The 8,837-nt window shown below is 64.1% G+C and carries 9 protein-coding genes and 2 tRNA genes; 6 read left to right on the forward strand and 5 right to left on the reverse strand.

Going from position 1 to position 8,837, the window contains the following annotated elements:
* From ACIQ42_RS11795 to ACIQ42_RS11805, 3 genes are all read right to left on the reverse strand, one after another.
* Positions 1–262 (reverse strand): PAS domain-containing protein (locus tag ACIQ42_RS11795; protein ID WP_397422385.1); only part of this gene is annotated, 262 nt, incomplete at its 3' end.
* A gap of 170 nt (positions 263–432) precedes the next feature.
* Complete coding sequence (locus tag ACIQ42_RS11800; RefSeq protein ID WP_397422386.1) at positions 433–855, reverse strand: MucR family transcriptional regulator; 423 nt, start codon at positions 853–855, stop codon at positions 433–435.
* A 207-nt stretch (positions 856–1,062) separates the two neighbouring features.
* The gene (locus ACIQ42_RS11805) at positions 1,063–1,941 is read right to left on the reverse strand and encodes a crotonase/enoyl-CoA hydratase family protein (RefSeq protein WP_397422387.1); all 879 of its coding nucleotides are present in this window, start codon (positions 1,939–1,941) and stop codon (positions 1,063–1,065) included.
* A 132-nt stretch (positions 1,942–2,073) separates the two neighbouring features.
* On the opposite strand from ACIQ42_RS11805, the gene ACIQ42_RS11810 reads away from it, so the two are divergent.
* The 3 genes from ACIQ42_RS11810 to ACIQ42_RS11820 all read left to right on the forward strand — a co-directional run bounded on the left by ACIQ42_RS11810 (position 2,074) and on the right by ACIQ42_RS11820 (position 4,449).
* Positions 2,074–3,612 (forward strand): acyl-CoA synthetase, encoded by a 1,539-nt coding sequence (locus tag ACIQ42_RS11810; RefSeq protein ID WP_397422388.1) that lies wholly within the window; start codon positions 2,074–2,076, stop codon positions 3,610–3,612.
* Positions 3,613–3,623: 11 nt separating this feature from the next.
* Positions 3,624–3,923: a DUF1330 domain-containing protein gene (locus ACIQ42_RS11815; protein ID WP_397422389.1), complete on the forward strand. Its 300-nt coding sequence runs from the start codon at positions 3,624–3,626 to the stop codon at positions 3,921–3,923.
* Positions 3,924–3,999: 76 nt separating this feature from the next.
* Positions 4,000–4,449, forward strand: coding sequence for a MaoC family dehydratase (locus tag ACIQ42_RS11820; RefSeq protein WP_397422390.1), 450 nt, complete (start codon positions 4,000–4,002; stop codon positions 4,447–4,449).
* A gap of 35 nt (positions 4,450–4,484) precedes the next feature.
* Here the strand turns inward: ACIQ42_RS11820 and ACIQ42_RS11825 are convergent, their stop codons facing one another.
* On the reverse strand, positions 4,485–5,321 hold the full coding sequence (locus ACIQ42_RS11825; RefSeq protein ID WP_397422391.1) for a serine protease: 837 nt from the start codon (positions 5,319–5,321) through the stop codon (positions 4,485–4,487).
* A 118-nt stretch (positions 5,322–5,439) separates the two neighbouring features.
* Between ACIQ42_RS11825 and ACIQ42_RS11830 the strand changes: the two genes are divergently transcribed.
* Entirely contained in the window at positions 5,440–7,527 is a 2,088-nt protein-coding gene (locus tag ACIQ42_RS11830) for a S9 family peptidase (RefSeq protein ID WP_397422392.1), read from the forward strand.
* Positions 7,524–8,060, forward strand: a complete 537-nt coding sequence (locus ACIQ42_RS11835) for a GNAT family N-acetyltransferase (protein ID WP_397422393.1) — start codon at positions 7,524–7,526, stop codon at positions 8,058–8,060. Before ACIQ42_RS11830 ends, ACIQ42_RS11835 begins: the two co-directional genes overlap by 4 nt.
* 8 nt (positions 8,061–8,068) lie before the next feature.
* Here the strand turns inward: ACIQ42_RS11835 and ACIQ42_RS11840 are convergent.
* Positions 8,069–8,142, reverse strand: a tRNA-Gln gene (locus tag ACIQ42_RS11840).
* 149 nt (positions 8,143–8,291) lie between these two features.
* Between ACIQ42_RS11840 and ACIQ42_RS11845 the strand changes: the two genes are divergently transcribed.
* Positions 8,292–8,368, forward strand: a tRNA-Pro gene (locus ACIQ42_RS11845).
* Positions 8,369–8,837: the final 469 nt, after the last annotated feature.

Genomic DNA, 8,837 nt, shown 5'->3' on the forward strand with positions numbered 1-8,837 from the left:
AGACCTCGGAGAGACGGCGGCCCGTGATCTCGCGGCCGTAGACGCTGTAGAGCCCCGTCCCGGCCAGCCGGAACCGGTAGTCCAAGGTCTCGCCGGCGATCACTTCTGTAAGGCTGACAGTGGGCAGCAGACGTTTGATGCCGCCTGGATCCAGCCGTCGGCGGATAGGCAGACCCGCGCCCGCCTTCAGCGAACTCCAGTAGGCATAGAGCTCCTCATGGGCGCGAATGGCCGCAGCAGGGGCTCCGATCTGCGCCGCCATCTTCGAAGTTCCTAATAACGGCTTGGATTCATGACGAATCACATATCGCCTGACCCGCGAATCGGCGGCAAGCGCAAAGTCCAGATCCGGCTGTTTTTCTGCGACAGCGTCTCAAAAACGCAAAACGCCCGCCGGAGCCGGCGGGCGTTCGCTCATCCTGAGTCCCGGGATTAGCGGGTCTTCTTCTTCGGCGCCTGGCGGCCGCCCTGTCCCAGACCCATCTGTTTGGCGAGATCGGAACGTGCCTTGGCGTAGTTGGGGGCGACCATCGGATAGTCCTTGGCCAGACCCCACTTGGCCCGATATTCCTCGGGGCTCATGTTGTACTTGGTCCGCAGATGGCGCTTGAGCGACTTGAACTTCCGCGCATCTTCCAGGCAGATCAGATAGTCAGGCGTAATAGAGCGGCGGATCGGAACGGCCGGTTCCTTGGGCGCAACCTCAACGGTCTCGGTCCCGGTGGACACACTTGCCAGCGCTCGGTGAACGCTCTGGATCAGACCCGGCAAGTCGGCAGCCGACACCGAGTTATTGCCCACATAGGCGGAAACAATGTCCGCGGTCATTTCGATGACTTCCGACTTATCGTCCATGTCTTTTCTTGTTCCGAACGCTTGCTCGCTGAGGGCGTTGTTGCCCGATTCACTGTCGTGATTTGAGGTCCTTAACCGCATCGCTACAGTCGCACAACCTGAAACCAGAGAAACCGGCATTCGACTGTCACGAAAACAAGAGAGCGCGATGCTGCGTGAAGTATCGAAGCACCATCGCGAGTAAGTCCCGCGGGGCCGTATGGACGTCTAGCTGAATGTCGGCGGGGTCCAGTGCGACCAGATGTCCGGCAGATCGGTGGAGACCTTGTCCGGATAGTTGGGCGGGCGCTTCTCCAGAAATGAGCTCACGCCTTCGCGGGCGTCACCCGACTTGCCGCGCGCCTGGATACCGCGACTGTCGGCCTGATGAGCCTGCATGGGATGCGCCGCACCGGCCATCCGCCAGATCAGTTGCCGAGTGATGGCGACCGAAACCGGGGCGGTGTTGTCGGCGATCTCACGAGCCAGCGCGCGAGCTGCGGGCAGCAGATCGTCGGGCGCATGGAGCGAGCGCACCAGCCCTTTTTCGTGGGCTTCCTGCGCCGGGAAGATGCGGCCAGTGTAACACCACTCCAGCGCCGTCTGGACGCCCACGAGATGGGGCAGAAACCAGGATGACGCGGCCTCCGGATTCAGACCACGCCGTGCGAACACAAAGCCGTAGCGGGCGGAGTCCGACGCCATCCGGATATCCATGGCCAATTGCATCGTCACGCCCACGCCCACCGCCGCGCCGTTGCAAGCCGAGATCACGGGCTTCAGGCTCTCGAAAATCCGCATGGTCAGCAACCCGCCGCCGTCGCGCTGTACGCCCTCACGCATACGCGCTTCACGGTGAAGCGCATCGCCGGCGTCGTAGTTGAAGGTCTCGGCGCCGGCGGAGAGATCCGCCCCGGCGCAGAACGCGCGCCCTGCGCCCGTGACGATTACCACACGGACGGCGTCGTCGGCGTCGGTCGCGTCAAACGCCGCGATCATGTCCTGCATCATCTGGGTGTTGAAGGCGTTCAGCTTCTCGGGCCGGTTCAGCGTGATCGTGCAGATGCCGTCGGCGACGTCGTAGAGTAGGGTTTCGAAGGTAGGCATGAGAGTGGGTTCCCTGAGCTGTATTCTGGAGACTTGCGCCAGCTTGACGGACGGTAGGTCAAGACCCCCATTTCTCAATCACAAGCAAAACGACCGGCGCAGAACCGGTCGCAAAGGGAGCCCGAGCCGACCATGCATCCGACCCGCTTCGCCAAGACACACCCCGACCGCGCCGCCTACATCATGGCGGGCACGGGCGAGACCGTGACCTATCGCGAGCTTGATGAGCGCTCGAACCAGGGGGCGCATTTCTTCCGGTCGCTAGGGCTGAAGGCGGGCGATGTCATCGCGCTTTTCATGGACAACAGTCCCCGATACTTCGAAATCGCCTGGGCGGCGCAGCGCTCGGGACTCTACTACACCTGCATCTCTTCCAAGCTGACGGCGGGCGAGGTGGAATACATCGTGGGCGATTGCGGGGCTCAGGTGCTGATCACCTCGGCGGGCGTCGGTTCGGTGATTGATGATCTGCCGGCGCATCTGCCCGGTGTGAAGCTCTACATGGTGGGCGATGCCCGGGCGCCTTACGCCAGCTTTGAGGCTGCACGCGCCGGCTTTCCGACCACGCCGATCGCCGACGAGACCGCCGGCTCGGACATGCTCTATTCGTCGGGCACCACCGGCCGTCCCAAGGGCGTGAAGCCGGTGCTCACCGGCGGACCCATCGATCCGGAAACCCCGCTGGCCAACATGTCGACGCAGGTCTTCGGGTTTCCCAACCCCTCGATCTACATCTCGCCGGCGCCGCTCTATCACGCCGCCCCGCTGCGCTGGACCATGGGCGTACACCGCAATGGCGGCACGGTGGTGGTGATGGAGAAATTCGATCCCGAGCAGATGCTGGCCAATATCGAGACCTACAGGGTCAACTGTGGCCAGTTCGTGCCGACCCACTTCGTACGGCTGCTGAAGCTGCCGCAGGCCGTGCGCGACAAGTACGATGTCTCGTCGCTGAAGTCGGCGGTGCACGCCGCTGCGCCCTGCCCGGTTCCGGTCAAGGAACAGATGATCGCCTGGTGGGGACCTATCATCCACGAATACTACGCGGGCACTGAGGGTAACGGCTTTTGCTATATCTCCGCCGCCGAATGGCTGACCCACAAGGGCTCGGTCGGCCGTGGCCTGACCGCAGAAGTCAAGATCTGTGGCGAGGACGGCGAGGCCCTGCCGCCGCGTACCGAAGGCGGCGTTTATTTCTCCGGTGGCCCGCCGCTCAGCTACCATAACGCCCCGGAAAAGGTTGCCGAGAGCACCAACCAGCACGGTTGGACGACACTGGGCGATGTGGGCTGGCTGGATGAGGAAGGCTATCTCTACCTCACCGACCGCAAGAGCTTCATGATCATCTCCGGCGGCGTGAACATCTACCCCCAGGAGCTGGAAAACGTGCTGATCGGCCACCCCAAGGTGGCCGACGCCGCCGTGGTGGGTGGGCCGCACGAGGAGATGGGCGAGCAGGTGATCGCGGTGATCCAGCCCCTGGACTGGGCCGACGCGGGCGATGCGCTGCGCGACGAACTGATGGCCTATTCGCGCCAGCACCTCAGCCACGTGAAATCGCCCCGCGTGATCGACTTCATGGCCGAACTGCCCCGCCACCCGACAGGCAAACTCTACAAGCGCCTGATCCGGGACGCCTACTGGGGCAAGGAAGGCTCGAAGATCGTCTGAGGAGGGCCATCATGGCCGCCTACCTGCTTGCCGAAATCGACGTTACGGACCCGGAGGGTTTCGAGGCCTACAGGCGCGTCGTGCCGAACCTGATCGCCCGGTTCGGCGGTCGCTATCTGGCCCGGGGCGGGGCGGCGGAAGTGCTGGAGGGCGAACGGCGCCTCAAACGCACCGTTCTGCTCGAGTTTCCGGGTATGGCGACACTCAGGGCCTTCTACGGGTCGCCGGAGTATCAGCCGTTGCTGGCCCTGCGGCAGGCCAGCAGCCAGAGCGAGGTCTTGATCTTCGACGGTCTCCCGTCGGATGCCTGAACCGCGCCGTCTTGCCCTCGCCGGAACAGATGCTAGAGCGTAGCCCAAGTTTCAAACGCCAAGGGAGCGAGAGCGCATGAACCCCGTCGAAATCAAGGATCTGCCCGGAATGATCGGCCAGGAGGTGGGCGTGTCGGACTGGGTGCTGATCGATCAGGACCGGGTCAACAAATTCGCCGAAGCGACGGGCGACCACCAGTGGATCCATGTCGACGTCGAGCGCGCCACGAGGGAGATGGGAGGCCCCATCGCCCACGGCTACCTGACCCTGTCGCTGATCCCGTTCCTGGGCGCCGGCATGCTGCCAGTCAAGGGCGTGACCCGCGGCATCAACTATGGCTCGGACAAGGTGCGCTTCATCAACATGGTGCGCGTGGGCAAGCGCGTGCGTATGCGCCAGAAGCTGATCGGCGCCGAAGCCAAGGCTGGCGGCATGCAACTCAAGAATGAGTGCACCATCGAGATCGAGGGCGAGGCCAAGCCCGCCTGCATCGCTGAGACGATGTCGATCATCTACGGCGGCTGAATACTTGCGCGGTGGCTCCGATCAGGAGCTACCGCCTATTCTTCCGCGGCCTGATCGGCGGATGCGGCCTTTGTTTCATCCGCAGGCTCCGCGCCAGCCATGGGCGTCGTCGCCACAGGATTTGCCAACAGGGCGATGGTTTCGCGCACATACTGGGCGTGGGTGACGATTCCGATTTCCAGACGTTCCTTGTTGAGTTCCACCTGCTGGGTCAGCAGGCCGGCGATGAATCCGTCGTCCTCGCCGCCGCCATCGACCGCATCCACCTCTACCGGACCGTCCTTGGTCAGGGCCCGGCTGACGAATACAGGACCACCGGAGTTGCCGGGGAACACCGAGAAGTCGAGCAGGAAGGTCGGGAAGATCTTCGCGGGCGCCAGGGGGTAGGACGCCACCCGCCCCGACCGCAGGATCGGGAACCCTGCCCCGTTTGACGAAAGCCCGCGGGGGAAACCCAGAGCCATCATCTCGTCGCCGGTCTGGATCTGATACCGGCTGAAGGTTTCGTCGCCCGCCAGGTATTGCAGTGGCATTGCCGCCCGGGCGAAGGCCTCCGGCGCCTTGATCGTCATCACCGCCACATCGCGGGTCGGATGGTGGGTCCAGAGCTCGGCGCCGTCGGCATCGCGTATCTTCAGTGGCTTCGGCGCATACTGCCATGAGCCGTCCTTGTTGGAGGTGCGGTAGCCGATGCGGGCGTCGGCGCCCGTCATCTTCTGGAATACGTGGTTGGCCGTCACCAACACCGTGCGCGCCGCGCCATCCGGGCCCGGGGCCTGGACAAGAAAGCCGGTGCCGACTGTCCGGGTGCCGTCCGTCTGCTGCTGTTCCAGCTGAACGGTCGCGTGGATGAGCTCCACGGCGAGATCCATGACCATGAGGTCCTCGTAAGAAATACACCTGCGCAATACGTGCCCCGCACCCTGATGCGCAAACACTGAATTGCGGCGACCGCTTGAGCCGGGGGTCGCGGCGCCGCATCTAGACGCCATGAAGCGCCCCAGCCCCCCCATCGCCGCCCGCCGGCCCCACATCACCCGGCAGCTCGGACGCACCCGTACCGACGACTACGCTTGGATGAAGGACGACAACTGGCAACAGGTGCTGCGCGATCCCGCCCTGCTGCGCGCCGACATTCGGGACCACTTGAACGCCGAGAACGCCTGGACCAAGGCGATGCTGGCCGACACAGAGGCGATGCAGGCCGCGCTGTTCGCCGAGATGAAGGGGCGAATCAAGGAGGACGACAGTTCCGTTCCGTCGCCGGATGGCGCCTACGATTACTACACCCGCTATAGCCTGGGCGCGGAACACCCTGTCCACGCCCGCCGGCCGCGAGGCGCGGAGGCCGGCGAAGAGGTGCTTCTCGACGAGGACGCCGAGGCAAAGGACAAGGCCTACTATCAGGTGGGCGCCGCCAGCCACAGTCCCGACCACGCCCTCTACGCCTGGGCGGTGGATGAACAGGGCTCCGAATACTTCACGATCCACATCAAGTCGCTGGCCGACGGTCAGGTGTTGGGAACGCCGATCGAGAGCGCCTATGGCGACTTCACGTTCTCACCGGACAGCCAGTGGATCTTCTGGATCTGGCGCGATGAAAACGCCCGCCCTGCCAGGATCTTCCGCCGCCCCGCCCGTGGCGGCGAGGATGTGCTGGTCTATGAGGAAGCCGACGACGGCATGTTCCTGGGGGTAGGCGCCGCGTCTGACGACAGCCACATCCTGATCCATGTGGGCAATCAGGAGACCACCGAGATCTGGCTGATCCCGGCGCGCGACCCGACCGCAGCACCCATAGTGGCCGAGCCTCGCCGTGTGGGGATCAAGTACAGCCTGGATCACTGGACCGACCGCTGGGTGATCCGCACCAACGCCGACGGGGCCGTGGATTTCAAACTGTGCGTATCCGACGCGGCCATCCCCGCCAGGGCCAGCTGGCGTGACTGGATCGCGCACACGCCCGGCCACTACATCACGGGCTTTGCTGCCTATTCCGGCCACCTCGTCCGCGCCGAGCGCGTCAATGCGCTGGACCGCCTGGTGGTGATGGCCCGCGACGGAGCAGAGCACATCGTCAGCTTTGACGAGGAGGCCTACGCGCTGAATCTGGAGACCGGCTACGAGTACGAGACCACCCTCAGCCGTTTTGTCTACCAGTCGCCGACCACGCCACGGCAAACGTTCGACTATGATCTTGCCAGCCGCCAACGCACCTTGCGCAAGACCCAGGAAATTCCCTCGGGCCACGACCCTGCCCGCTATGTGGCGCGACGACTGCTGGCTCGGGCTGCGGACGGCGCAGAGGTGCCGATCACGCTGCTGATGCTCAAGGACACGCCGCAGGACGGATCGGCACCGGTGCTCCTGTATGGCTATGGCAGCTACGGCCACGCCATGGACCCCAGCTTCTCCATCCGCAATCTCAGCCTGGTGGATCGCGGCTGGATCTGGGCCGTGGCGCACATCCGGGGCGGCTCGGACAAGGGTTGGGGCTGGTTTCTTGATGGCCGCAAGGAAAAGAAGCCGAATACCTTCACCGACTTCATCGCCTGCGGCGAACACCTGATCGCCGAGGGCTATGCGACCAAGGGGCGGATCGCGGCCTATGGCGGCTCGGCCGGCGGCATGCTGATGGGCGCAGTGGCCAATCTGAGACCCGATCTGTGGGGCGCCGTGATCGCCGCCGTGCCGTTCGTAGACGTACTGAACACCATGAGCGACACCACCCTGCCCCTGACCCCACCCGAGTGGCCCGAGTGGGGCAACCCCATCGAGGACGCTGCCGCCTACGATCTGATCGAGAGCTACAGCCCATACGATCGGGTCTCGGCCCAGTCCTATCCGCCGATCCTGGCGACCGGAGGCCTGTCGGACCCCCGCGTCACCTACTGGGAGCCGGCGAAGTGGGTAGCCAGACTGCGTGAAAACACCACAGGCGACGCCCCGATCCTGCTCAGGATCAACATGGAGGCGGGCCATGGCGGCGCATCAGGCCGTTTCGACTTTCTCAAGGAGATCGCGCTGGATTACGCCTTCGCCATCTGGGCGCTGGACGGAGGCTGGAAAGCAACATGATTATCCGGGCGTCCAGGTCCGGAGATGCCGAGGCGCTGGCGGCCATCTATGGCCATCATGTGCTGCACGGGTTCGGCACCTTCGAGGAAGTTCCCCCATCAGCGGCGGATATGGAAACCCGACGCCGCGCGATTATCGATCTGGGCCTGCCATATCTGGTCGCCGAGGACGCTGGCGCGGTGCTGGGTTTTGCCTATGCGGGCCCCTTCCGGCTGCGACAGGCCTATCGATACACCCTTGAGGACAGCGTCTACATCGCTCCCGACGCAGTCGGCCGTGGCGTGGGCCGCGCGGTGCTGTCGGCGGTGATTGCAGCGTGTGAGGCCCAGGGCGCGCGCCAGCTGGTGGCCGTGATCGGCGATAGCGGCAACGCCGCCTCCATCGGTCTGCACACAGCGCTGGGCTTCGAACACCGGGGCATAGGCAAGAGCTTCGGCTTCAAGCACGGCCGCTGGGTGGACATCGTCTGGATGCAGAAGCCGCTCAACGGTGGCGACACGCGCGATCCGGATACGGCGGGGATCGCGCTCTGAGGGGGCGTTGGCTGGGGAACTAGGACTCGAACCTAGAATGACGGTACCAAAAACCGCTGTGTTACCATTACACCATTCCCCAGCAGGAACGGGATTCGCCAAGGGGTTGACCCCTCGGGAGCGGGGGAAATAGCGCAGCCGCCCACGCGATGCAACGCCCCTGAGCACCATGGCGTCAAGGGCCGCTTGCTAGGCGCCAGACCCTCCTCTATACGGTCGCTTCCCTAAAGTCGGAGTGTGGCTCAGCCTGGTAGAGCACCGCGTTCGGGACGCGGGGGTCGCAGGTTCAAATCCTGCCACTCCGACCAACTAGGCCGGCCCCAGACCGGCCCTCCCGCCAGGTGCGGAAGTAGTCCCGACAAGTCCGTCGGTTACCCAGATACCCCCTCAAGAGAGTGGCTCTCCAGGCGACCGTTTTCGGCCGTAACAGGGACTTTTTGCGCCCTGCTCTCTGGGGCCATTCCAGAAGTGTACCTTTCCAAAAACACCCCGTTCATAGGCACCGCAACAAACGAGTGCCAAAGTTTCGAATTGGAATTCCCCGACCAACTAGGCCGGCCCCAGACCGGTCCTCCCGTCAGGTGCGGAAGTAGTCCCGACAAGTCCGTCGGTTACCCAGATACCCCCCCTATACAGTGGCTCTCCAGGCGACGGCTTTCGGCCGTAACAGGGACTTTTTGCGCCCTGCTCTCTGGGGTCATTCCAGAAGTGTACCTTTCCAAAATCATGCCCATTCACCAGAGCGAGACGCGCACGACCGCGGCTCTCCGGGGGCAA

The sequence above is a fragment of the Phenylobacterium sp. genome, from assembly GCF_044372605.1.
GTDB lineage: Bacteria > Pseudomonadota > Alphaproteobacteria > Caulobacterales > Caulobacteraceae > Phenylobacterium.

Excerpts from the sequence above, each read along its gene's own strand:
- ACIQ42_RS11805 (WP_397422387.1), bottom strand. The coding sequence starts at position 1,941 with ATGCCTACCTTCGAAACCCTACTCTACGACGTCGCCGACGGCATCTGC.
- ACIQ42_RS11800 (WP_397422386.1), bottom strand. The coding sequence starts at position 855 with ATGGACGATAAGTCGGAAGTCATCGAAATGACCGCGGACATTGTTTCC.
- ACIQ42_RS11825 (WP_397422391.1), bottom strand. The coding sequence starts at position 5,321 with ATGGATCTCGCCGTGGAGCTCATCCACGCGACCGTTCAGCTGGAACAG.
- ACIQ42_RS11820 (WP_397422390.1), top strand. The coding sequence starts at position 4,000 with ATGAACCCCGTCGAAATCAAGGATCTGCCCGGAATGATCGGCCAGGAG.
- ACIQ42_RS11835 (WP_397422393.1), top strand. The coding sequence starts at position 7,524 with ATGATTATCCGGGCGTCCAGGTCCGGAGATGCCGAGGCGCTGGCGGCC.
- ACIQ42_RS11830 (WP_397422392.1), top strand. The coding sequence starts at position 5,440 with ATGAAGCGCCCCAGCCCCCCCATCGCCGCCCGCCGGCCCCACATCACC.
- ACIQ42_RS11810 (WP_397422388.1), top strand. The coding sequence starts at position 2,074 with ATGCATCCGACCCGCTTCGCCAAGACACACCCCGACCGCGCCGCCTAC.
- ACIQ42_RS11815 (WP_397422389.1), top strand. The coding sequence starts at position 3,624 with ATGGCCGCCTACCTGCTTGCCGAAATCGACGTTACGGACCCGGAGGGT.